The sequence below is a fragment of the Bradyrhizobium sp. genome (assembly GCF_050014615.1).
In the GTDB taxonomy this organism is placed as follows: Bacteria; Pseudomonadota; Alphaproteobacteria; order Rhizobiales; family Xanthobacteraceae; genus Bradyrhizobium.
Map to the genome: position 1 here is coordinate 12,142 of NZ_JBEKCZ010000111.1, position 22,468 is coordinate 34,609.

Genomic DNA, 22,468 nt, shown 5'->3' on the forward strand with positions numbered 1-22,468 from the left:
ACGAGAAGAACGAAGCCATGACCGACCAATTGCCCGATCGGCTCTCGAGCGATCCGAAAAGCCCTTACTACAATGAAGAGATTCTGGCGCGCGACGTCGGCATTCGCTTCAAGGGCGTCGAGAAAACCAACGTCGAGGAATATTGCGTCAGCGAGGGCTGGGTCCGCGTCACCGCGGGCGCCGCAAAGGATCGTTACGGCAACCCGCTCACGATCAAGGTTCACGGCCCGGTCGAGCCGTATTTCCGCAGCAAGCCCGCGTCCTGATTTTCGTCATCGCGAGCGGCAATAGCGACGACGTACTCCAGCTCATCGCATTGTGACTCTTTAACGATTGCTTGTTCGACGAGGGCCCCGAAAGGGGCCTTTGTCGTTTTAGAATTAATCGAAGAGCCGAACTCCGCTGTAGCCCGAAGCTCGCTGGCATGTACTAAGACCAGCGCGGGTGTCGACGGCATGCGGGTGTCGCGATCAACGCAGTATGACCTCGCGATGAGGGTTCAATCGGGGCGAATGATGGATGAATTGAACGGACGCATGATCGCCTGCCAGCTGTTGATCACGGGCCTGATTGCGCGCGTCGCCAACAATTCGCCCGACCCGTTGCGGTTTCTCACCGATTTTCGCGACGAGATCAAAGCGGTGGTGAGCGGAATCAATATCGCGGGAATGGACAATACCGATCGGGTGCGGCAGAGCGCGCAAAAAGCCATCGACGAGTTGTTTTCCCTGATGAAGCCGCCCAGCGTCGATTGATTGGTGGATTACCAGAAAGCCCCGGTTCACGGGCACTTCTGGTTCGCTGTTTAGAACGACTTCAAATTCGATTTAGAACGATTTCAATCCTGAGATTAGAATCGATTTGATCTGGATGGATTCAAACATCCTGGCGCCCTCGTCGCATTGACCCGAAATTTTTCGCTCGATACCAACCGCTGTGGGCTCGATGCAGATCAACTGCATGCGAAAATTCAGTTCGGTCAGGGGCGAGTGAAATGAATCAAGTCAAAGCACCGAGGTCGCTGCGTTCGAACGTGGCGATGAACTCGGTCAACGCCAAATTTGAAAATGCCAAGTTTGAAAATTACTCCGGCCGAAAAGTCTCCGCGGTCGCCGGGCTGGTCGCGGTGGCCTCGTTCTCAGGCGCCGAAGCGCAGCAATCAAACCTTCCGCCGGTAACGGTCGATGCGCCGGTGGCGCGCCCGCGTCCCGCCGCGTCGGCGCCGTCACCGCAACAGGTCAGGGCGCGCAACGCGCTGCGGCGCGCGGCGCGCCGTTCGCAGCCCGCGGCAGTGCCGTTTCCCAATGCCGGCGGCCTGAGCGCGGACCGCAATCCCTACGCGGATGCAGCGGCGCCCTACAAGGTCGACCACATCCAGGCGTCTGGCAAATTTCCCGAACCATTGCTGAACACGCCGAAGACCGTCACCGTGATCAGCAAGGACGTGCTGGCAGATGAGAATGCCACTTCGCTGAAGCAGGCGGTCCTGAACGCCGCCGGCGTGACGCTCGGGACCGGCGAGGGTGGCAACGCCTTCGGCGACCGGTTTTTCGTTCGCGGCTTCGACACCCGCAATGACGTCTTCATCGACGGGGTGCGCGATTCCGGCGTCAGCGTCCGCGAGAATTTCTTTACCGAGCAGATCGAGATCCTGCGCGGGCCGGGCTCGTCGTTCGCCGGACGCGGCACTACCGGTGGCGCGATCAATATCGTCACCAAGCAGGCGACCACCGAAAAGAGCTTCTATAATATGGATACGACGTTATCGACCGATCCCGGCGCGCGCGTTACGCTCGATGTCAATCAGGTGATCAATCCAATGCTGGCGATCCGCGCCGGCGGCGTGTTTCAGGACTCCGATGTCGCCGGCCGCAGCTATGCCACCGACGATCGCGGCGGCGGCTTCGTTGCCATGACGTGGAAACCCGTCGATGCGTTGAAGGTCACCGCGGACTACGTTCACACCGACATCCACGGATTGCCGGACTTTGGCGTGCCGTACCTCCGGACGGGACCCACCAACGCCGCCGGTCAATATACGACCACCGCCGGCGGCCCGGCCCCGGAGTATGGTGTCAATCGCGACAATTTTTACGGCTTCGTCAACCGCGATTTCTTCGAGGTCCATCAGGATATCGCCACGATCAACACCGAAGTAAAGATCACTCCCGACCTGACCTTTAGCGACAAGATTCGGGGGTCGGAGTCGCTGCTCAATTACATCGGCACGATTCCGGAGTCATCCGTTGTTGCGGCGAACACGCTGACCGCCAACACGCTGAGCCGGTATCAGCCAACCGACGTCGTCGCCAACCAGAGCGAGTTCACGTACAAATTCGATACCGGCAACTGGCACCACACCGCGGTCGCCGGCGTCGAAGTCTCGCGCGAAACTTCCAGCATCGATACATATACCGGCCTGAGCTCCGAAGGAACTGCTGGGCTTGGTGCGTTCAACAGCAGCGGGTCGCCAACCAATGTGAGCATCACCAATCCGCAATACACCTTCGCGCCGTTCTCGACGACGCCCACGCTCACGGGGAAGCCGACGCAAATCGCGATCGACACGACGAGCGGCTACCTGCTCGATTCCGCCAATTACCGCGATCTGGTCATCCTCAATGGCGGCATCCGCTTGGACGACTACGGCATCAAAGCCAGTGGTTACGGCACGTCGGGCTCGGTCGCGGGTCTCTTTGGTTCGCAAGCTGCGCAGTTTGATATGCCGAACTTCAATCTGGGCCTCACGCTGAAGCCGCTGCCGATTACCAGCGTTTATGTTGCCTACGCCACGTCGTCTGATCCGGTGGGCTCCGAATTCGACGGTACCAGCGCAGCTTACGGCGGACTTGCGCCGGTCATCAATGGGGGTTCGAACCAGATATTTGGGCCGATAAAGAACACCGCGATCGAGGTCGGCAATAAGTGGGAGTTGTTTCAACGCCATTTGCTCGTGAGTGGCGCGCTATTCCAGACCGACGTCACCAATGCGCGAGAGTCGGTGAACGTCACCTCAACAGCAAACCAGACGGCAGCTTGCCCCTATAATACTGCGATAGGGGGTACGCAGCCTTGCATCAGCGCCGGCGCAGCCTATCAGATCCGCGGCATCGATCTCGAAGTCACCGGCAAGATCACGGACAAATGGAGCGTGTTCGGCGGCCTGGTGCTGATGAAGTCGGAGGTGACGAAGTCGCTGGTGCCGCCAGCCGATCCCGCTCTTTACTCGACCAATGTCGGCCTGCCGCTGGCCAACATCGCCAATCAGTCGTTCAGCCTGCTCAGCAAATATCAGATCGACGACAGGTGGGAGGTTGGCGGACAGGCCGTCTATCGTTCCAAGATGTACGGTGGCACCCTGCTCGCCGCCAACCAGGGCACCTCGCTGCCGAGCTTCTGGCGTTTCGATACGTTCGCGGAGGCGAAGATCGACAAGAACTGGACTGCGAAGCTGTTCGTCAACAACATCTTCAACAAGCTCTATTACACCGCGTTTTATCAAAGTGCGGCGCCGTTCACTCTGGAAGCGCCTGGCCGCACGGCGTCGGTGATGCTCTCGGCGCGGTTCTGAGTGTCGATGTCATGCTGATCTGCGTCCCCAATGTACTGGCCAAGAATGAGGTGGTGGATTTCCGCCGCATTATGGACGATTGCGCGTGGGAGGACGGCCGCTCGACCGCCGGCGCGCAATCGGCGCTGGTGAAGCGCAACGAACAATTGCCGCCGGACAACGAAATCTCGCGCCAGCTCGGCCGCCGCATCGTCTCGGCGCTGACGGCCAATCCGCGGTTCATTTCGGCGGCAATCCCGCTGCAGATCTTTCCGCCGCTGTTCAACCGCTATGCGGCCTCGGACGGGCACCATTTCGGCATCCATGTCGATAACGCCGTGCGCGGCGATCATTTGACCGGGTTGCGGATCCGGACCGATCTGTCGGTCACGCTGTTTCTCTCCGAACCGGACGAGTATGACGGCGGTGAACTGGTGGTTGAGGACGCCTACGGCTCCCATGAGATCAAGCTGCCGGCCGGCGACCTCGTGGTCTATCCCGCATCCAGCCTGCACATGGTCACGCCGGTGACGCGAGGCCTGCGTGTCGCCTCGTTTTTCTGGCTGCAGAGCATGATCCGGGATGCCCATGCCCGCAGCCTGATCTTCGATCTCGACACCGCCATACAGGCCCTGGTGGAGCGGCTCGGACGCGATGATCCCGAGACGGTCAAACTGACCGGCATCTATCACAATCTGATCCGCACTTGGGCAGAAGTCTGATTGGGGTCAAAGTCTGAACCGGTCGTATTTCCAGGGACGATCAGTCCGCCGAAAATGACGACAGCCGCATGTCCAGCAATCGCCGGCCTTCGGTCTTCAACAGCTTTTTCACGGCACTGGAAGCCGCGACCGTGCCCTGGTTGGCGTAGGCCTCGTGGTTCTTCTCGATATCCTCGAGGCGATAGAGATAGTTGACCATGAAGCCGGCGGATTCGCGCAAGCCCTTCGGGGAGAGGTCGCCGAGCCAGTCGATCCGCTCCAGCCGCGCGCCATTACCGAGATGGAATCGCGCCACCGAATCGATCAGCCGGCCCTTCGGCGTGCGCGCTTTCAGAAAGTAATAGGCCGCCAAAGGCTCAAGAACCGTACGCAATTGCGCCGCCAGTTCGCTATTCTCGAACCAGTCGGGGTTTTCAAGTTGTTCGAGCAGCGTCCGGTCCTCACCGGATACGGGAACGTCGCTCGCCTGCTTCACCCAGTGCATGAAGCCCGGCACCGGCGACAGCGTGACGAAATTCTCCAGCTTCGGCAATTCGCGCCGCAACTCCTCGACCACCTGCTTGATCAGGAAATTGCCGAAGGAAATTCCCCCCAGGCCGCGTTGCGTGTTGGAGATCGAATAGAACACGGCGGTGCGGGCGCGCTCGATCGGAACCGGCTGGCGGTCTTCGGCAAGCAGCGGCGCGATGGCGCCTGGAATCGATTCCGTCAGCGCCACTTCGACGAAGATCAGGGGCTCGTCGACCAGCGCGGGATGAAAGAAGGCATAGCAACGCCGGTCGATGGGATCGATGCGGCGGCGCAGATCGTCCCAGTCGCGGATCTCATGCACCGCCTCGTAGCGGATGATCTTTTCCAGAATATTCGCCGGCGTCGACCAGTCGATCCTGCGCAGCACGAGAAACCCCCTGTTGAACCATGAGGCCAGCAAATGCACGACGTCGCGGTCGAGCGCCGCGAGGTCCTTGTCGCCGTTCATCAGATCGGAGGCAAAATGCAGGTCGCTGGCGTCGGCGTCATTGGGTTGTGCCCGCCAGCTCTCGATCGCGTGCGCCAGCCGTTCGCGGTCCGGGCCGTAATTGCGGGCAAGGTCCCCGAAGAACGACAAACGGCCGGTCTCGTCGAGGTCATGGTAGCGATCGAGCACTTCGCGCGCCATCGCGGTGCCGGAAGCCTCGCCGCGGCCCGACAACAGGGCCTCGCACAGCTGGATCAGGTCGGAGGCGTCCTGTTTGGCGTCGGACGATCCGGCGCGGCGAAGCAAAATGCGGCCACGCTCGGAAATCGAGGCGAGAAGATCGGAGAAGAAGGCGTTGCTGGTCATGTCGGGAGGGTTATATCCAAACCAGGCGGAATTGTTACATGGGATTTAAGGCAAAGGGGATCACAATCAAGCGCATGACGGAAGAGCGTAAAACAATAGCCCTGCACGAAAAACCGTCATGCCCCGCCAACGGGTCGGCGCGCGCGCCGCCCGATGACAGGCTCCAGCGGGGCATCCAGTAATCGCCGGTGTGTACTTGGATTACCCGCTTTCGCGGGTAATGACGATTCTTGGCTGGAACGGCAGCCAGCCATCGGCCGCGCATCGTCCCTCATTCCTTGTCCGCAAATTCGGTCGGGGTCTTGCCGGTGACCTGCCGGAATGCGTGTGAAAACGCCGGGACACTCGCATAGCCGAGGTCGGCGGCGAGTTGTTTGACCGAGACATTGGTCTGCGTCGACAGTTTTTCGATCGCCGCCGCGATTCGCGCGCGCTGGCACCAGCTTTTGAAACTCAGCTGGGTTTCCATCGAGAACAGCCGCGACAGCGTCCGCGCCGAAGTCCCGACCTCGCGCGCCAGCGTTTCGATCTCGTGCGAACCGGTGGGATCGCCGAGCACGATGTTGGCCGCGCGCCGGCAGCGCGGTTCATGCGGCAGCGGAATGAAGGTCGCGGAATCCTCGGCGTGATGCAGCTCAAGCAGGGCCAGCCTGACCAGCAAATCGGTACGATCAGGATCGTTGTGGCCGTCGAACAGCGCCAGAATGGCCTCGTGCAGCAGGCGCGACACCCGCACCACGAATTCTGCGTCCAGGCTCCGGCTGCGCTCCTCGCGCTCAAGCCACGCCAGATCGAAATACAGCGTGCGCATCTCGATATCCGCCAGCACGTCGATGGCATGTTCCGATCGCGCCGGTACCCACACCGCGCGGTCCGGCGGCACCAGCCAGCGTCCCTTCGGCGTTGTGACCTGCATGGTGCCGCGGGCCGCATACACCAGCTGCGCCTCGCGGTGCATGTGGGGGTCGAGCCGCACGCCCTTCTTGTAATGGCGCGCGACCAGATGGACGCCGTCGCCCGGTAAAGGGCGGCTTCCCCTGATGGCAGCGATTGGCGTTTCGGCGATACTCATTGGCCACATCCCGTCAGGACATGACTCTATAACCTATTTCAGAACATTGCAGAAAACGTCCCAAGGAAATCTTCATGAACAGCCCCGTCCGGGTAATCGGCTTCGTCAACGCCGCGCATTTTATCGACCATTATTCGATGCTGATCTTCGCCGCCGCTGTGATCGTGATGGGGCCGGCACTCGGCATGGCCTATTCCGAGCTGTTGCCTTACGCCACCCCGGGCTTCGTCGCCTTCGGCGCGGGTTCGCTGTTGACCGGCTGGCTCGGCGACCGCTGGAGCCGCCGCCATATGATGGTGATCTTCTTTGTCGGTATCGGCGTCTCCATGATCGCGGTCGGCCTGGTGCAGACGCCGCTGCAGCTCGGCGCGGCACTGCTGTCGATCGGCCTGTTCGCCTCGATCTATCATCCCGTCGGCACCGCCATGATCGTGTCCTACGCCGACAGCCTCGGGCGCGAGATGGGTCTCAATGGTGTGTGGGGCAATCTCGGCGTGGCGTCGTCGGCGCTGGTCACCGGCGTGGTCGGCCAGTATCTCGGCTGGCGCTGGGCTTTTGTCATTCCGGGCATCGTCACGATCCTGATCGGCATAGCCTTCATACGCACAATCGTTCACGAGGATCGCTCGGGCTTCAGACAGGCCGCGGCCCAGGCGCGGGTGGCCAAGCAGGATATGTGGCGGGTGATCGCGGCGCTGTTGATTGTGGTGATCGCGATATCCACCACCTTCAATGCGGTCACGGTCGCGCTGCCGAAACTGTTCGCGGAACGGCTGGCCGATCTGACCGCAAGTCCGGCGCTGCTCGGCGTGATCGCGGCCTTTGTCTATGTGTTCGGCGCGATGACGCAATACACCATCGGCAAACTGATCGACCGCCATTCGCTGAAGGCGGTCTCGCTGCCGTTGTCGTTCGTGCTGGCGCCGTTTTTGTACATGGCGGCGACCTTGTCGAACCTGCCGCTGATCCTGGTTTCGATCGGCATCGTGATGGGCGCGTTCGGCCAGGTCACCGTCAACGACGCCATGGTCGGCAAATACACCAGCGAGGAATGGCGTTCGCGCGCCTATGCGGTGCGCTATTTCGTCGGCTTCACCGCCGCCGGCGCATCGGTGGGGCTGGTGGCATGGCTGTACCAGCAGGGCGGCTTCGTCACCATGCTGCACGCCTTCGCGGGGTTGTGTCTGCTGGTGATCGCGGCGGCGATCATCCTGCCTACCGAGATCAAGGTGCCGGCGGCGGGCGCGAATGAAATGCGGTGAGCACGAATCTCGCGCCTGTTCCTGGCCTCGGACATAGCCTGGACAGGTCTGCTGTCTTTCTTTTTGTCAGGGCTTCCCGCTCTGCTGTGAGGTAGCTCACATATGTCGCATTGTCGCGGATGTAGGAAAGCTGCCATCATGCAATGAAATTCATTGCGATGGAGGTGTTACGATGCGCCGTCCTGTTTTTCGCGATCTTTTATTCAAGTCCGCGCTTTTGCTGTTGCTCCAGATCGGCGCGGTTCATGTCGCGTTGGCCGAAAGCCGCGTGGCGCTCGTCATCGGCCAGTCGGCCTATCGCGCGGTGCCGGCGCTGCCCAATGCCGCCAATGACGGCAAGCGAATGGCTGACTTGCTCGGCCATGCCGGCTTCGACGTCACCGCGGCTCCCGATCTGGCGCAGAACGACATGCGCCAGACCATCAGCGACTTTGCCGCCAAGGTGGCTTTGAGCGGACCCGATACGGTGGCGCTGGTATTCTATGCCGGCCACGGGCTGCAGGTCGACGGCGAGAATTATCTGGTGCCGGTCGATGTCGATCCCAAGCGCGAGGCCGATATTCCGCTGCAGGCGGTCCGGCTCAACGATCTCATGAACACATTGGGGGCGCTGCCGACACGGATGCGCATCGTCATGCTGGATGCCTGCCGCAACAACCCGTTCCCGGCGCTCCACCAGACCACGGGCCACGGGCTCGCGATCGTCGATACCAAGGCCGGTGCATCCGGTTCGTTCATTTCCTTTTCGACCTCGCCGGGCGCGGAAGCGGAAGATGGCAGCGGCGACGACAGCCCCTATACGACCGCGGTGCTCGCGGTCGCCAAGGAGCCAAATCTGCCGATCGAGGAAGCCTTCAAGCGGGTCCGTGTCGCGGTGAACCAGGCCACCGACGGCCGGCAGGTTCCCTGGGAAAGTTCATCGCTGACGGCCGACTTCAAGTTCTTTCCCGGCGACGGGGATTCCAGCCAGAGCGCGGCCACGCCGAAGCCGGCGACGCCGGCGCCGCGGAGCGCCGACGACTGGCGCAGGGATCTCGTGGGCAAGGAGCCGAAGGTTGCCTACGATCTGGTGATCGCGGATGACTCGGTCGCGGCCTACGAGGCCTACACCGCGCTGTTTGCGCAATCGTCCTATACGGCGCGGGTGCGCTCGCTGCTGGAACGCCGGCGCGAGATGCTGGCCTGGGAAGCCGCCGTCGCGACCAATACGGCGGCGTCGTTCGAGACGTTCCTGGCGAGCTATGCGAGCAGCGATCTGGCGGCCACCGCGCGCAAGATGCAGGAGCGCGTCCGCAACCGTTCGCTCAATGCCAACGCGGCACTCGTGCCACCAACCAATGTCGCGCTGGGGCCGACCTGCCCATGCTCCACCCCGATTACGCCGACGCCGCCGCTCCTCAAAAAAGTAGAGCCAGCGCCGCCGACCCGGCGGGTCGATAAGACGCCGCCGAAACGAAAGAGGCCCCAAGTTTATGATGAAGAAGACGTCGGCCCGGCGCCCGGTTATGTTTCGCCCGGTGTCGTGGTCGGAGGCGGTATCGGCTATGGCGGCGGTTTTGGCGGTTTCGGCGGACGCGGCGGTGGCGGCGGCTATGGCGGCGGCGGTCGGAGATAGCTCCGTTCATTGTTTGGACGGCGCCCTTATGGCCTAAATCTTGAATGCTGAACTCACGAGCTCAGACAGCGTGGTCTTGTCGTGAGGTTCATATGGATGTGCCATCGAGTGCCCCGGTCGGCGGCCTGGTCGACCGTTCAGTTTCCGATTCCGGCCCCAGTCCATCGGAGGCGGCCCTCGACCAGGCCAAATACCTTCATCATGCGGGCAGCCCCTGGTTTTTAGCGCTGACGGCGCTCGGCGTCGTCTTTGGCGACATCGGGACCAGCCCGCTCTACGCGTTCCAGGTAGCGCTGACCGGCATCGGCCATCCCGTTCCGACGCCAGCCGACGTTCTCGGGATCGTCTCGCTCATTCTTTGGGCGCTGACGATGATGGTGTCGCTCAAATATGTGGTCTTCGTGCTGCGCGCCGACAATGACGGCGAAGGCGGCATCCTGGCATTGCTCTCTCTGGTCGGCGCCGAACAGGTGGCCGATGGGGCCAGGCTTCCGGCACTCGTGCTGCTCGGCGTGGTCGGCGCCTCGTTGCTCTACGGCGACGGCGTGATCACACCGGCGATCTCGGTGCTCTCGGCGATGGAAGGGTTGAAGCTGGTTGCGCCGTCGTTTGAACATTTCATCGTGCCGGCCACGATCGCGGTTCTGATCGGACTGTTCGTGATCCAGCGCCACGGCACCGGCGGCATCGGCAAGCTGTTCGGCCCGGTCATGGTGGTCTGGTTTGTTGTCATCGGCGCGCTCGGCGCCGCCAACATCTGGATGGCGCCGTCGATTCTGGGCGCGATCAATCCGCTCGAGGCCGCGCGCTTTCTGATCGCCGATCCCAGGATTTCATTTGTCGTGATCGGCGCGGTGTTCCTGGCGCTCACCGGCGGCGAGGCGCTGTACGCCGATATGGGCCATGTCGGCGCCACCGCGATCCGCCGGGCCTGGTTCGGGTTGGTACTGCCGGCCCTGCTGCTGAATTATTTCGGGCAGGGCGCGCTGATCCTGGCCGATCCCGCCGCGGCCGATAATCCGTTCTACAAATTGGCGCCGGGCTGGGCGCTGATCCCGATGGTGGTGCTGGCGGCGCTGGCGACCGTGATCGCCTCACAGGCGCTGATCTCCGGCGTGTTCTCGCTGACGCGGCAGGCCATGCAGATGGGGCTGAGCCCCCGCGCCCAGATCGTCCCGACCTCGTTCGACGAGGCAGGCCAGATCTATGTCCCCGCCGCCAACTGGCTGTTGATGACCGGCACCTTGCTGACCGTCGTGCTGTTTCGGTCATCCGACAATCTGGCGGCGGCCTATGGCATCGCGGTGTCCGGCACCATGCTGATCACCACGATCCTGCTCTATCACGTGGCGGTGTCACGGTGGCGATGGTCGCCGGGCGTCGCGATCCCCGTCATCGCGATCTTCGGCGCGATCGACGCTACCTTCTTGGTGTCGAACTCGATCAAGATCGTCGAAGGCGGCTGGTTTCCGCTCATCATCGGCACGCTGATCGCGGCGCTGATGCTGTCCTGGCGCAAGGGCGCTTCGGAAGTACGACATCGTCTCCAGGCGATGTCGATGCCGCTCAAGGCGTTTCTCGAATACGCCGACACCGCCTGCATCGGCCGGGCGCCGGGCATGGGGGTGTGGCTGACCAAGGTCGAGCACGGCGCCTCGCCGATGCTGCTGCGTCATATCGAGCACAACCGGGTCCTGCATGCGACCGTGGTGCTGTTGACGTTCGTGTCCGACCGCCGGCCGCGGGTGCCGTTTCACGAACGTCATTCGGTGCATCGTCTTGGCCACGGCTTCTACCGGATTCAGGTCAGGCTGGGATTCATGCAGACGCCGGATATTCCGCTCAGCCTGATCAACTGCAACCGGCTCGGTTTCGATGCCGATCTCGATCACAAGAATTACTACATCGGGCATGAGACCATCGTTCGCCGCGAGGTGGGGTCGTCGATGGATCCGGTGTCTTTTTCGATTTTCTCGTTCCTCAACCGGATCGCGAGCCGCGCGCCCGATTTCTTCAAGATACCGGACGACGCCATCATCGAGGTGGGGTTTCGGGCGGATATCTGAGCCGACGCGGTTTTCGCGGTACCGAGGGTATCGCCCGACGGTTTCCAGAACTGCCAACTTCCAGGACTGCTATGCGGCAAAAAGCACCGCGGTTCCTGATCCGGGGATAGACGCGGCGGTCCCGGGGCGGCATGCTGTTTGCATTAAAGGGACTTGCAAGTAGCTTGATATTTCTCCGCTTTCGGGGATTGCGCAGCAGCAGGAGGCTCAATGACCATCACGGCCACGGCGCCGGTCGTCGGCATCGAGCGCGCGAAGATCAATTCCATCGTGTTCGCAAGCTGCTTTGGAACCATCATCGAATGGTATGATTTCCTGATCTATGCCACCGCGGCAGGGCTGATCTTCAACAAGGCGTTCTTTCCGACTTTCGATCCGCTCGCGGGCACGTTGGCCGCGCTCGGTAGCTATGCCGTCGGCTTTCTGGCGCGGCCGCTCGGCGGCGCGCTGTTTGGTCATTTCGGTGATAGGCTGGGTCGCAAATCCATGCTGGTGCTGACGCTGTTCATCATGGGGCTCAGCACCTTCTGCATCGGGCTGTTGCCGACCTATGCCTCGATCGGGGTGTTGGCGCCGATCCTCCTGATCCTGCTGCGCGTGATCCAGGGTATCGGCCTTGGCGGCGAATGGGGCGGGGCGTCGCTGATGGTGCTGGAGCACGCGCCGGCCGACCGGCGCGGCTTTTACACGAGCTTCGTGCAGATCGGATTTCCGATCGGATTGGTGCTGGCGACCCTGGTGTTCGCGCTGGTGACCAAATTGCCCGACGCCGATTTCGCCGCCTATGGCTGGCGCATTCCGTTCCTGCTCAGCGTGGTTCTGCTCGCGGTTGGAACATTCGTGCGATCCCGGGTGCCGGAGACGCCGGTGTTCGAGGGCCTCAAGATGCGCGACGGCCTGTCGAAAAATCCGGTCGGCGAAGCCATCGGCAAGAATACCAAAACCTTTCTGATCGCGGTCGGGCTGAAGCTCTCCGAGGTGTCCTGGGTCTACATGCTCACGGTGTTCGTCGTGGGCTACGCCACCTCCAGGCTTGGCATGCCGAAACCGATGATGCTCGATGCGGTGATGTATGCCGCGCTGCTGGAACTGGTCAGCCTGCCGGTGTTCGGCTGGCTCTCCGACAAGATCGGCCGGCGGCCGCTTTACATTCTCGGCGCCCTGTTCACGATCGTGTTCGCGTTCCCGCTGTTCTGGATGCTGGAGAGCAAGAGCACCGCGCTGATTTTCGCCGCCATCATGATCGCGATGAATTTCGGCCACGGCATGATGTTCGGACCTGAATCCTGCTACTTCCCCGAACTGTTCGGCTCCCGCGTCCGCTACAGCGGCGCCTCGTTCGGATTTCAGGTTTCCGCCGCGATCGGCGGCGGCTTCGCGCCGATCATTGCGACCGCGATGGTCGGATATCTCGGCGGCACCACTGGCGTGTCGATCATGATGATCGTGCTCGCGCTCATCACCCTGGCGGCCGCGCTCGCGGCGCACGAGACCAGGGGCGCGCCATTGAAAGACTAGCTGCCGTGCGGTTTGGCATTTTCATCTATGACGGCGTCGAACCGATCGATCTGGCGACCTTCGGGGTGCTGTCGATGGCGCGCCGGATTGCGCCGGAGATCGCGATCTGCACCATTGCGCCGCGGGCGGGTCCGGTCGCGCTCGCCAACGGGCTCAAGGTCACGGCCGATTTCGGTATCGACGACGCACCACCCTGCGATCTCGTCATTGTCACCGGCGGCCCCGGCTGGACCGTGCAGGCGCAGGCGCCGTCGACGCTCGATTACATCAGGCGCGTTCATGCCTCTCACCGCATCGCGTCGGTCTGTACCGGGGGCATGATCCTGGCGGCGAGCGGGATCCTGGATGACGGCCCTGCGACCACCAAACGCGAGGTGGTGCCGCCGGAAACCGCGCCGATCGAGGTGATGCGCGCGACCTATCCGCGGATCGACGTGCGCGAGACGATGCTGGTGGACACCGGAACGGTCGTGACCGGCGGCGGGGTATCGCTCTGCATCGACACCACGCTGCATCTGATCGCCGGCATGCTCGGTGAGCACGTCGCCGATGAAACCGCGCGGATCATGGAATATCAGCGGGCGTGGCGTGCCAATCGTGAGGAATTTGCGCCGGTCCTGACGGTACGATAGGGGCCGCTGCTGCGTTAGCGTCAGGGATGTAAGTGCCCGCCCTCACAAAGTTTTCATCCTGGCTCGCGAATTGTGGTTTCGGCGCCTGCGCCAATCGATCACAATGGCCCGAGAAGGCTCGATGCTGATAACGGGCCATGGGAGCAGTAGCCATGTTTGATATGTCTTTACCTGAACTGTCCTTGCCGCGCGTTGCCGGCCTTATTCTGGGTGTCTCGATCATGTTGTCCGGTCCTGCCAGCGCCGATGCACTGAAGGATCAACTGGTGCCGACCGGCAAATTGCGGGTGGCGCTCGGGATCAGTGCGGCCGGCGGCGCGTACTGGTCGACCAAGACCGAAACCGGCGGTTATGCCGGCGTGCCGGTCGACCTCGGCAAGGCGATGGCCGACCAGCTCGGTGTTGGCGTCGAATATGTCGCTTATCCGAATTCCGGGCTGATCACCGATTCGGTTTCGTCAGGCGCCTGGGACGTCACCTTCCTGCCAAAGGACGCGGAGCGGGAGACGAAAATGTCGTTCGGGCCGATCTATGAGGTCACCGAGGCCACCTACATCGTTAAAGCGGGCTCGACGGTCACCAATTTCCAAACGCTCGATCAGCCCGGCATCAAGGTCGCGGCGGTCAATAACACCACCACCATGCGTGGCGCGGTGGCGCATCTGAAGAACGCCAAGGTCACCGGCTATCAGACCTTTGACGAAATCCTAAACCTGCTCAAGGGTGGCGAGATCGAAGCCTTCGCGCTGTCACGCGACCAGCTCAATGCGATTGCGAAAAAGATTCCGGGAACCCGCGTGCTGGATGAAACCTTCAAACAGACCGTGACCGCGATCGCGGTGCCGCCGGATCATCCGCTGGCGCTGGCGTTTGCGAGCAAATTCATGACCGAGGCCAAGACCAACGGCCTGCTGCGCAAGGCGTTCGACAACAACGGACTAAAGGACACGCCGCTGCGGGCGAAGTAGTTCCTAGTTCGTCGCCCCCGCCGGTATCGGCTCGAGGCCGCTCTTGATGATCACCGTGCTGGCTGCGGGCGAGGCGAGGAATTTGATCAGCGCCTTGCCGGCGTCGGGTTCTTTCGACACGCTGGCGATCCCGGCCGAGAAGATGGTGATCTTCTGCAAGTCGGCCGGCAACGGCCCGACGATGTCGACGCCGGGCACCGGCAGCATTTCGCTGATCTGCTGGAGACCGATCTCGGCGTCGCCGCGCGCCACGATTTCGGCGACCGGCGTGGCCGGAATTTTCCTGGCCTTGTCCTTCATTTCCTCGGCGATGCCGAGCTTGGCGAACATCTCGGTCGAGACGTAGACGCCGCTGGCGCTGTCGGAATAGGCGACCGATTTCGCCGCCAGCAGCGCGCGCTTGAGTGAAGCGGCGGAGCTGATGTCCGGCTTCGGCGCGCCCGATTTCACGCAGACGCCGATCGGCGATTTGACGAGATCGACGCGGCTGTCGGCCACCACCTTGCCCTGCTTGATGAGGTCGCCGAGCGCATAGCCGACCAGGATCAGGACATCGGCGGGCTCGCCACGCTCCAGCCGGACCGGGATCGCGTTGGTGGTGGTCCCCATCGAGGGCCCGTAGGCGGTCAGCACCTTGTTGCCGGTCAGGCGCTCGAATTCCGGCACCAGCGCATTATAGGCGGCACTCAACCCGCCCGAGATCATCACCCGGACCTCGGCGGCGCTGGCGGAGCCGGCCAGCCACAGCGTGGCGGCGAGGCCCAGCGCAAGGCTGCGGACATTTGCGGTTATTTTCATGATTGTTCCTCCCGGGACGGCTCTTGATCGGCCGGCGCACTGTTACGGGAGAAATCGTATCTGGCCAAGGGGGTAGGCCTGGATCGAATGGTGCCAAACCGTCATTGCGAACGAAGCGAAGCAATCCATAGGGCGACAAAGCAAGATTGGATTGCTTCGTCGCTTTCGCTCCCTTGCGCAAACGCTTCGCGTTTGTCGCAGGCAATGGCGCTGAGAGGACGGAGTTTCGTCACGAATTGACGTGCACGAAGTCCCGCAGCAGCGGATAGATCTCGTTATTCCAGCGCCGGCCGCTGAACACGCCGTAATGACCGACGCCGGCCTGCATGTGATGCACCTTGCGATAGGCGCGCACGCCGGTGCAGAGATCCTGCGCCGCCAGGGTCTGGCCGATCGAGCAGATGTCGTCCTTCTCGCCTTCGACCGTCATCAGGCCCATCCGCTTGATCGAGGCCGGATTCACCGGGCGGCCGCGATAGGTCAGCTTGCCCAGCGGCAACAGATGCTCCTGAAACACGTCGCGGATGGTTTCGATGTAGAAGTCCGCCGGCAGATCCATGACAGCGAAATATTCGTCGTAGAAGGTCTTGATGGTTTCGGCCTTCTCGGTCTCGCCCTTGGCCAGATGATCGGCGAGGTCGACATGGGATTTGATGTGGCGCTCAAGGTTCATCGACACGAAGGCGGTGAGCTGGATGAATCCGGGATAGACCTGCCGGAACGCGCCCTTGCACTGAAACGGCACGTAATTGATCAGGTTCTCCTCGAACCATTTCAGCGGCTTGCTCTTGGCGAATTCGTTAACTTTAGTTGGCTGGATTCGGGTATCGATCGGGCCGGCCATCAGCGTCAGCGTGGCGGGACGCGCGGGGTGATTGTCCTCCGACATGATCGCGGCGGCCGCCAGTGCCGACACCGACGGCTGGCAGATCGCCACCATGTGCGAGCGCGGACCTAACTGGTCGAGAAAGGTGATGAGGTGCTCGGTATATTCGTCAAGGCCGAATTTGCCCTGGTCGAGCGGAATGTCGCGGGGGTTATGCCAGTCGGTGATGTAGACGTCGTGATCCTGCAGCAGGGTTTTGACGGTGCCGCGCAAGAGCGTGGCGAAGTGGCCGGACATCGGCGCCACCAGCAGCAGGCGCGGCTGTGCCGGCGAATTCTCCTTCTTGAAATGCAGCAATGAGCCGAACGGTGTCGCGTAGACGACTTCCTCGGTCACCGCCAGCTCCTGGTTGCCCACCATCACCTTGTCGATGGCGTAAGGCGGACGCGTATAGGTGAGGGAGGTACGCGAGATCAGCTCCAGCGCGGCGGCGAGCCGTCCGAACAATTTGTCTGACACGCCTTGCGGAACGAGATTAAGATAGCGCAGCGCCGATGCGGCGCCGGTCCGCCATGGGGCCGTCAGGTCCATGTGGTTCTGGTAGGCTTGGTACATCATCGACATCATCCGGATCCGCCCCTGCTGATGTTGCTATGCAATATCGAAGCCAAAGAAGAGTCAAATAGCCTCGCAAACTGGCACGTCGCTTGCTGAATGAAATGCGTGAAGCATAAACAATGGGCACTTGGCGGAGCGCTTCGCTAAAAGGCGGGGTCCGCGGGGTGCTGTCGGGCGTTCAGGTGTGAGGGATAAGCCATATGGCGAAAGCGACACTTACCATCAGCAGCAAGAACTATTCATCCTGGTCGCTGCGCGGCTGGCTGCTGACCAAGTTTTCCGGGCTGGAGTTCGACGAAATCATCACCGCACCCGATGATGCGTCGGCGCGGGCCGAAATCCTGCTGCTGTCCTCATCGATCCTGGTACCCTGCCTGCGGCACGAGGGCGCCACCGTCTGGGATACGCTGGCGATCGCCGATTATCTCAACGAGATTATGCCGAATGCCGGCCTGCTGCCGGCGGACCGGATCCACCGGGCCCATTGCTGGTCGATTTGCGGTGAAATCCATTCCGGCTTTACCACGCTGCGCGCGTCGCTGCCGGTCAATCTGAAGGGGCATTTCCCCGGCTTCAAGATCTGGTCGCGCGCCCAGGCCGATATCGACCGGGTCTGCACGATCTGGCGCGAATGCCTGGCCGAATCGGGCGGCCCGTTCCTGTTCGGCCAGCGCAGCATGGCGGACGCCATGTTCGCGCCGGTGGTGACCCGCTTCATGACCTATGATGTGAAGCTGGAGCCGCGGCTGAAGCAATATGCCGACATGATCATGGCGCTTCCGGAGATGCAGGAATGGATCGAAGCCGCCAAGGCTGAGCCCGCCGATATCGAAGAGCTTGAGGTCGAATATTAGGCAGCACAGGCATTCGGCTGCCTGTTTGTAGGGCTTAAGCATCGGGCAGGCCTTGCTTAACTTCGTGCCAACCTGAGCCGTTGCGCGACCCCTGGCGGCGCGGCGGCGGTTACGCGCGGAAAATCGCGCGACTAAAATTCCAACTGGCGTCCAAGAGCTTCGGCGTTTTGATCGCCGCGATTTTCGAAATCGCCGCGGTGCAGCGCGGCTGGCGCGATTTTCGCATAGCACCATAAAGTTGTGAACGCGGCAATTTCGGCTGCCAAAATATTGGACGCCGCGTCGTCGCGGCCGAAACGCTCAGATTGGAGAGTGTCATGAATATGCATGCCGCGGTCGATCCCAAATGGCTTGGCCTTACTCATCCGAACGGCGATCCGCTTCACCTGAACAACAAGAATTTCGTCGCCATCGATCGCAACCGGGATGCTTCGTACGAGCCGACTTATCGCCCGCAGGCACTCTACAACCGTGCCAACGAGGGCTTTCATGCCAACAACGAAACCTTCCTGCTCCACGAGGTTTCGACAAATCTGCCGATTTACCGTCCCGACACCGGCCCCACCGATTTCCATCTTCACCTTCCACCGGGTGGTTACCAGCTCGTGCTGGTCACGTCGGGCATGTTTACCTTCGATTACGATGGCCAATACTACGCCGTCGGCCCTGGTGCGGTGATGCTGCAGAGCGCGATCGTTCATCGTCAGCTCTTTTACACCTGGTCAGGATTGTCCACTGAGGAGAATCTAAAAACACCGCAGACGGTGGTGCCAGATCCTATTTCCATGGGCTATTCCGGTAAGTTTCTTGAAGGCTTCATTACCGATCCCACGACCTTCCCCAACCCGACGGTGGTGGGTCCGGATCAGATCGACGAAGCGGAAACGCCACGTGTGGCCTGGAGCCACCCTTTGCATGATCGCCCATCCGATGCCCGCTTTTGGCTTCAGGATCCGTTGGAGCTGGAAGCGCTCTACAAGCCGCTGGCGGCTGGTGCGCCGGTCAAATCCGCCGGGCCTGTTTATGTGCGCGATATCGGGATCGAAATTCCGAGCGGTCGTCTGACGACTGGACATATCATAGCGACCGACCCGCGTGGCCAGTCGCTGTTGCCGAAGAGTGCATCGGCCACGGCGGATACTGCCTTTCTCGAGAAAGGCGAGGTCGTTATCTATCGCGTCATTCGCGGCACAGCCGAATTCAAGAAGAGTAACGGCGAGAATTTCGAACTTGCGACCGGCGATACGGTTACAGCGGGCAAGAACGCGATAAATCTCGTCGGGGTAGGGGAGAATACTCAAATCCTCCGGCTGGGCCTGCTGAAAGGCATGGAGAATCTTCGCAGTTGGACGCCGACGCAGCGTGACGAAATTGACGGCTTGGCTGGTCAGATCATTACACGGAAGGATGTTCGTCCGTTGCGTACCGAAGGAAAGCCGGTCGGGTATTTGTACGAGTAAGCACCGGCTCCCGGTGTCGTCCTGGAAATCGACGTCCCGGAAATAGTCCATGTCGCGGTGATGGTCGTTAACGTCTGAAGCCAGGGCCGGCGCCACCGCCGAGCCCCATGATCTGGATATGGTGCGGCCCTCGACAAGCTCGCCGATATCTAGCCGTGAACAGCGGAGTACAGGCCGCGACGGCTGATTCGGGCGCGATTCGTTCCGCCCGCGTTCCGGACCTTAAGAAGCCGGCAAGATGTCGCTGTCTTGCGTTGCATTTTGGCACAGCGCTGATGCTGCAAGCCTGATTTGCGCGCTTGAATCAGGGGCGTTGCATGCGCCAGCCGACCACGGTCGCTTCGACGGGGCCGCCTGAGACGTGATTGCGCCAGGCGCCATCGATGAAGCGGCACGGGAATGGCAGCTGATAGGTGCCGCTATGATCCTCGCATAGCACCTGCACCGGCTGATCCGGCGGCGGTTCGCCTTCGCCGTTGAATTCAGCGAGCCGTCGTTCGCGCGTTGCCATTCCAGCTTTCTCCATCAGGACGCGCCCGGCGCGCCGTTGTCTTCACATCGGCGCCCCGGATTTGCTTTGGTCGGATGCGCCGGCGAAACCTCAACGCGCGAATGAGGTTTCAGTATGGTATCGTCAATATCTCGCAACAATTTGACTGCGACCAATCGTATTTCAACGAGGATTCTGATGATCGGCCGGATCGCTTGCGTCGCGTCGTTGGCTTTGCTGCCTTGCTTGCTGGTATCCGCCGTCACGCAGGCGCAGGACGTTCCCGGCATCGAAATCTGCACCGTCGAAAAGACCATGGAGCGTCGCACCTCCTGCCTGCAGAGCAATGTCGATTTCCTGCAGAAGACCCTCACCAAACTCGGCGCCGACCACGCCTGGAAGATCGATGCCGCGAACCGGCAGATCGAAGGTTTGAAGAGCACCGTCGCCGGCCTGCAGAAGATCGTCGACGATTTGCAGTCGGCGCAGAAGAAAGCCGCCGAGGATGCGAAGAAGAAAGCCGACGCCGCGCCGGCCAAGGATGCGGCGCCGGCGGCGAAAGATGGTGGGAAGTGAGGGGGAAGCTCCGCTGCTCCGTCATGGCCGGGCTTGTCCCGGCCATCCACGTCTTTAGCAGATACGACAAGGAAGACGTGGATGCCCGGCACAAGGCCGGGCATGACGATTTACTTTAGATCGCAGCCTCGCTCAGCTGTTCTTCTCACCTGACATGATCGGTCCGAACAGCTCCCAGTTCTCGTCCTTGAAGCGCATCATTTGCAGCTGCTCGAGCGGGGCAAAATCCGTCGGGCTGGTTTTGATTTTGGTGCCCGGCAGATAGACGCCGATCTCGAAATTCAGGTTGGCGGCCTGCTTCATGACGTTCTCGCGGGTGAGGTCGTCGCCGCACTGTCGCAGCACCTGTTCCAGTCCCTTCGCCACGCCGTAGCCGAAAGTGGTCGAGGCGTCTTCCTGGTCGCCTTCGGGATACCATTTGGTCATGAAGGCGCGCCATTCATTCATGGCGGGATCGTTTTTCCACTGCGGATCCTTGGGGTCCTTGAGATAGGCCGCGCTGAGGATGCCCTGGTCGTTCTCGTAGCCGGCCGGCTTCATCACGCCGCCGACCGACACCGACACGTTGGTCAGAAAATGCACGGGATGCCAGGCCAGTTCCCCGATTTTCCGGATCGCCTGCGCGGCGAATTTCGGCGTCGCGACATTGATGAAGATATCGGGGTTGGCGCCCTTGATCTGCACCACCTGCGAATCCACCGTCGGCGAGGTGGTCTCGTAGGAGGCTTCAAGGACGATCAGTTTGTCGGCCTGGGCGCCCAATCCCTCATGCAGGCCGATCACATAGTCCTTTCCGAAATCGTCGTTCTGGTAGAGAACGCCGATGGTCTTGCCGGGATAGTTTTTCAGGATGTAGGCGCCATAGATGCGGCCCTCGACCTGGTAGCTGGGCTGCCAGCCGATGGTCCATGGGAAATTCTTCGGATCGTTCCACTTGGCGGCGCCGCTTGAGACGAAGATCTGCGGCACCTTCTTCGCATTCATGTATTTCTGGATCGCGCTGTTGCTGGGCGTTCCCAGCGGATTGAAGATCAAGAGCACCTCGTCGGACTCGACCAGCTTGCGGGCCTGCTCGACCGCCTTCGGCGGGCTGTAGCCGTCGTCATAGGAAATGAAATTGATCTTGCGGCCATTGATGCCGCCTTCGGCATTGATCTTGTTGAAATAGGCGGCCTCGGTCTTGCCGATGGTGGCATAGGCCGACGCCGGCCCCGAATAGGGCATGATATTGCCGATCTTGATCTCGGTGTCGGTGGCGCCGGGATCGTATCGCTTCTGTGCGTGGGCGGAACTGGCGACCGCAACGGCGAGAAGTCCCGCAAGCATGGCGGATCTGGCATGACCAGAGACACGACTGGTCAAGACACTTTTGGCTGAGACATGGGTGCGCATCATCGTCCTCCCTGACGTGCTGGCCGAGGCTCAGGCAGTCTTGATTGTGGCGCAGCTTAAGTGAGCCGTCGGATTGAATGCCCCGGCAGTATGCACGATTGGGTTGACGTTGCCAGCGACGGCTCGATTGTTATTTTCCGCAGTGCGAAAGAAACAACCGGGTTCCGAGATGCCGCGAAAGGGAGCAAGGACTGTCAAATGCGGCGGGCGCGAAACGATCATGATGGGCGCGCTTCGAAGCAAGGCTCGCGGTCCGTGAATCCTGCCCAGAAGGCGCTCAGGTACATCGAAAGCCATCTCGCTGACGAATTGAGCCTCGACGAGATCGCGGGCGTCGCCGGCATCTCGCGCTTTCACATGGTCCATGCGTTCGTCGCCGCCACGGGGCTGTCGCTCATGACTATGTGCGTGTCCGGCGCCTCAGCGAGGCGGCGCGCGCGCTCGCCGCCGGCGCGCCCGATATCCTCGATTTCGATCCGCTCACCGGCGGCGGCGGGCTTGAGATATGGATACCGGTGAGGAAATAGCGGGCAAGTTCAGCCAAGACGGCGATCGCTGCGGTCAAGTACGTCTTTGTGTTTCTGGCAACCGAGAAGCACAAAGACGTAGGTGAGCAGAATGATGATCGGAACGATTACCATCATGAGGGCCCGCGCGCGGAGTCCTCCTGGACCGATCATGAATTGCAAAAATCCGTGGACGATGCATCTGGAAGAGAATTCACA

The 22,468-nt window shown here is 61.4% G+C and carries 21 protein-coding genes and 1 pseudogene; 14 read left to right on the forward strand and 8 right to left on the reverse strand.

Annotated features, from left to right (window positions below; translation table 11 throughout):
* Positions 1 to 17 precede the first annotated feature (17 nt).
* From ABR948_RS18190 to ABR948_RS18205, 4 genes are all read left to right on the forward strand, one after another.
* A complete protein-coding gene (locus ABR948_RS18190) occupies positions 18 to 266 on the forward strand; it encodes a DUF3297 family protein (RefSeq protein WP_428120371.1) in 249 nt (82 codons plus the stop codon).
* 249 nt (positions 267 to 515) lie between these two features.
* On the forward strand, positions 516 to 755 hold the full coding sequence (locus ABR948_RS18195) for a baseplate J/gp47 family protein (protein ID WP_428120373.1): 240 nt from the start codon (positions 516 to 518) through the stop codon (positions 753 to 755).
* Positions 756 to 994: 239 nt separating this feature from the next.
* Positions 995 to 3,571, forward strand: coding sequence for a TonB-dependent receptor (locus ABR948_RS18200; protein ID WP_428120375.1), 2,577 nt, complete (start codon positions 995 to 997; stop codon positions 3,569 to 3,571).
* Positions 3,572 to 3,582: 11 nt separating this feature from the next.
* The gene (locus tag ABR948_RS18205) at positions 3,583 to 4,272 is read left to right on the forward strand and encodes a Fe2+-dependent dioxygenase (protein ID WP_428120377.1); all 690 of its coding nucleotides are present in this window, start codon (positions 3,583 to 3,585) and stop codon (positions 4,270 to 4,272) included.
* Between the two features lie 40 nt (positions 4,273 to 4,312).
* Here the strand turns inward: ABR948_RS18205 and ABR948_RS18210 are convergent, their stop codons facing one another.
* Entirely contained in the window at positions 4,313 to 5,596 is a 1,284-nt protein-coding gene (locus ABR948_RS18210) for a malonyl-CoA decarboxylase domain-containing protein (protein ID WP_428120379.1), read from the reverse strand.
* Between the two features lie 271 nt (positions 5,597 to 5,867).
* A complete protein-coding gene (locus tag ABR948_RS18215) occupies positions 5,868 to 6,668 on the reverse strand; it encodes an AraC family transcriptional regulator (RefSeq protein ID WP_428120381.1) in 801 nt (266 codons plus the stop codon).
* Positions 6,669 to 6,742: 74 nt separating this feature from the next.
* On the opposite strand from ABR948_RS18215, the gene ABR948_RS18220 reads away from it, so the two are divergent.
* The 6 genes from ABR948_RS18220 to ABR948_RS18245 all read left to right on the forward strand — a co-directional run bounded on the left by ABR948_RS18220 (position 6,743) and on the right by ABR948_RS18245 (position 14,729).
* The gene (locus ABR948_RS18220; RefSeq protein ID WP_428120383.1) at positions 6,743 to 7,930 is read left to right on the forward strand and encodes an MFS transporter; all 1,188 of its coding nucleotides are present in this window, start codon (positions 6,743 to 6,745) and stop codon (positions 7,928 to 7,930) included.
* Between the two features lie 172 nt (positions 7,931 to 8,102).
* Positions 8,103 to 9,545: a caspase family protein gene (locus ABR948_RS18225; RefSeq protein WP_428120385.1), complete on the forward strand. Its 1,443-nt coding sequence runs from the start codon at positions 8,103 to 8,105 to the stop codon at positions 9,543 to 9,545.
* A 92-nt stretch (positions 9,546 to 9,637) separates the two neighbouring features.
* Positions 9,638 to 11,611 (forward strand): potassium transporter Kup, encoded by a 1,974-nt coding sequence (locus tag ABR948_RS18230; protein ID WP_428120387.1) that lies wholly within the window; start codon positions 9,638 to 9,640, stop codon positions 11,609 to 11,611.
* A 210-nt stretch (positions 11,612 to 11,821) separates the two neighbouring features.
* The gene (locus ABR948_RS18235; RefSeq protein ID WP_428120389.1) at positions 11,822 to 13,129 is read left to right on the forward strand and encodes an MFS transporter; all 1,308 of its coding nucleotides are present in this window, start codon (positions 11,822 to 11,824) and stop codon (positions 13,127 to 13,129) included.
* Positions 13,130 to 13,134: 5 nt separating this feature from the next.
* Positions 13,135 to 13,761 (forward strand): DJ-1/PfpI family protein, encoded by a 627-nt coding sequence (locus ABR948_RS18240; protein ID WP_428120391.1) that lies wholly within the window; start codon positions 13,135 to 13,137, stop codon positions 13,759 to 13,761.
* A 221-nt stretch (positions 13,762 to 13,982) separates the two neighbouring features.
* Positions 13,983 to 14,729, forward strand: coding sequence for a transporter substrate-binding domain-containing protein (locus ABR948_RS18245; protein ID WP_428120415.1), 747 nt, complete (start codon positions 13,983 to 13,985; stop codon positions 14,727 to 14,729).
* 3 nt (positions 14,730 to 14,732) lie between these two features.
* Here the strand turns inward: ABR948_RS18245 and ABR948_RS18250 are convergent, their stop codons facing one another.
* Both ABR948_RS18250 and ABR948_RS18255 read right to left on the reverse strand, forming a co-directional pair.
* The gene (locus tag ABR948_RS18250) at positions 14,733 to 15,527 is read right to left on the reverse strand and encodes a substrate-binding domain-containing protein (protein WP_428120393.1); all 795 of its coding nucleotides are present in this window, start codon (positions 15,525 to 15,527) and stop codon (positions 14,733 to 14,735) included.
* A 229-nt stretch (positions 15,528 to 15,756) separates the two neighbouring features.
* The gene (locus ABR948_RS18255; RefSeq protein WP_428120395.1) at positions 15,757 to 16,980 is read right to left on the reverse strand and encodes a polyhydroxyalkanoate depolymerase; all 1,224 of its coding nucleotides are present in this window, start codon (positions 16,978 to 16,980) and stop codon (positions 15,757 to 15,759) included.
* Positions 16,981 to 17,171: 191 nt separating this feature from the next.
* On the opposite strand from ABR948_RS18255, the gene ABR948_RS18260 reads away from it, so the two are divergent.
* Positions 17,172 to 17,825, forward strand: coding sequence for a glutathione S-transferase family protein (locus ABR948_RS18260; RefSeq protein WP_428120397.1), 654 nt, complete (start codon positions 17,172 to 17,174; stop codon positions 17,823 to 17,825).
* Between the two features lie 131 nt (positions 17,826 to 17,956).
* On the opposite strand, the gene ABR948_RS18265 is transcribed toward ABR948_RS18260, so the two are convergent.
* The gene (locus tag ABR948_RS18265; protein ID WP_428120399.1) at positions 17,957 to 18,154 is read right to left on the reverse strand and encodes a hypothetical protein; all 198 of its coding nucleotides are present in this window, start codon (positions 18,152 to 18,154) and stop codon (positions 17,957 to 17,959) included.
* Here ABR948_RS18265 and ABR948_RS18270 point away from each other — a divergent pair.
* Positions 18,143 to 19,285, forward strand: coding sequence for a hypothetical protein (locus tag ABR948_RS18270; RefSeq protein WP_428120401.1), 1,143 nt, complete (start codon positions 18,143 to 18,145; stop codon positions 19,283 to 19,285). The two genes, ABR948_RS18265 and ABR948_RS18270, sit on opposite strands and share 12 nt — an antisense overlap.
* 304 nt (positions 19,286 to 19,589) lie before the next feature.
* Here ABR948_RS18270 and ABR948_RS18275 read toward each other — a convergent pair whose 3' ends face one another.
* Positions 19,590 to 19,796, reverse strand: a complete 207-nt coding sequence (locus tag ABR948_RS18275; protein WP_428120403.1) for a hypothetical protein — start codon at positions 19,794 to 19,796, stop codon at positions 19,590 to 19,592.
* 177 nt (positions 19,797 to 19,973) lie between these two features.
* Between ABR948_RS18275 and ABR948_RS18280 the strand changes: the two genes are divergently transcribed.
* Complete coding sequence (locus tag ABR948_RS18280; protein ID WP_428120405.1) at positions 19,974 to 20,351, forward strand: hypothetical protein; 378 nt, start codon at positions 19,974 to 19,976, stop codon at positions 20,349 to 20,351.
* A gap of 132 nt (positions 20,352 to 20,483) precedes the next feature.
* On the opposite strand, the gene ABR948_RS18285 is transcribed toward ABR948_RS18280, so the two are convergent.
* Positions 20,484 to 21,677 (reverse strand): ABC transporter substrate-binding protein, encoded by a 1,194-nt coding sequence (locus tag ABR948_RS18285; RefSeq protein WP_428120407.1) that lies wholly within the window; start codon positions 21,675 to 21,677, stop codon positions 20,484 to 20,486.
* A gap of 321 nt (positions 21,678 to 21,998) precedes the next feature.
* On the opposite strand from ABR948_RS18285, the pseudogene ABR948_RS18290 reads away from it, so the two are divergent.
* Positions 21,999 to 22,210 (forward strand): annotated as a pseudogene (locus ABR948_RS18290) (AraC family transcriptional regulator); the annotation flags it as partial.
* A gap of 69 nt (positions 22,211 to 22,279) precedes the next feature.
* Here the strand turns inward: ABR948_RS18290 and ABR948_RS18295 are convergent.
* The coding region (locus ABR948_RS18295; protein WP_428120409.1) for a hypothetical protein at positions 22,280 to 22,468 on the reverse strand (189 nt) is incomplete at its 5' end.

Coding starts and splice junctions, on each gene's coding strand:
- ABR948_RS18225 (WP_428120385.1), top strand. CDS start 8,103: ATGCGCCGTCCTGTTTTTCGCGATCTTTTATTCAAGTCCGCGCTTTTG.
- ABR948_RS18235 (WP_428120389.1), top strand. CDS start 11,822: ATGACCATCACGGCCACGGCGCCGGTCGTCGGCATCGAGCGCGCGAAG.
- ABR948_RS18215 (WP_428120381.1), bottom strand. CDS start 6,668: ATGAGTATCGCCGAAACGCCAATCGCTGCCATCAGGGGAAGCCGCCCT.
- ABR948_RS18195 (WP_428120373.1), top strand. CDS start 516: ATGGATGAATTGAACGGACGCATGATCGCCTGCCAGCTGTTGATCACG.
- ABR948_RS18270 (WP_428120401.1), top strand. CDS start 18,143: ATGAATATGCATGCCGCGGTCGATCCCAAATGGCTTGGCCTTACTCAT.
- ABR948_RS18255 (WP_428120395.1), bottom strand. CDS start 16,980: ATGATGTCGATGATGTACCAAGCCTACCAGAACCACATGGACCTGACG.
- ABR948_RS18230 (WP_428120387.1), top strand. CDS start 9,638: ATGGATGTGCCATCGAGTGCCCCGGTCGGCGGCCTGGTCGACCGTTCA.
- ABR948_RS18205 (WP_428120377.1), top strand. CDS start 3,583: ATGCTGATCTGCGTCCCCAATGTACTGGCCAAGAATGAGGTGGTGGAT.
- ABR948_RS18285 (WP_428120407.1), bottom strand. CDS start 21,677: ATGCTTGCGGGACTTCTCGCCGTTGCGGTCGCCAGTTCCGCCCACGCA.
- ABR948_RS18190 (WP_428120371.1), top strand. CDS start 18: ATGACCGACCAATTGCCCGATCGGCTCTCGAGCGATCCGAAAAGCCCT.
- ABR948_RS18210 (WP_428120379.1), bottom strand. CDS start 5,596: ATGACCAGCAACGCCTTCTTCTCCGATCTTCTCGCCTCGATTTCCGAG.
- ABR948_RS18275 (WP_428120403.1), bottom strand. CDS start 19,796: ATGGCAACGCGCGAACGACGGCTCGCTGAATTCAACGGCGAAGGCGAA.
- ABR948_RS18250 (WP_428120393.1), bottom strand. CDS start 15,527: ATGAAAATAACCGCAAATGTCCGCAGCCTTGCGCTGGGCCTCGCCGCC.
- ABR948_RS18280 (WP_428120405.1), top strand. CDS start 19,974: ATGATCGGCCGGATCGCTTGCGTCGCGTCGTTGGCTTTGCTGCCTTGC.
- ABR948_RS18220 (WP_428120383.1), top strand. CDS start 6,743: ATGAACAGCCCCGTCCGGGTAATCGGCTTCGTCAACGCCGCGCATTTT.
- ABR948_RS18265 (WP_428120399.1), bottom strand. CDS start 18,154: ATGCATATTCATGACACTCTCCAATCTGAGCGTTTCGGCCGCGACGAC.
- ABR948_RS18200 (WP_428120375.1), top strand. CDS start 995: ATGAATCAAGTCAAAGCACCGAGGTCGCTGCGTTCGAACGTGGCGATG.
- ABR948_RS18260 (WP_428120397.1), top strand. CDS start 17,172: ATGGCGAAAGCGACACTTACCATCAGCAGCAAGAACTATTCATCCTGG.
- ABR948_RS18245 (WP_428120415.1), top strand. CDS start 13,983: ATGTTGTCCGGTCCTGCCAGCGCCGATGCACTGAAGGATCAACTGGTG.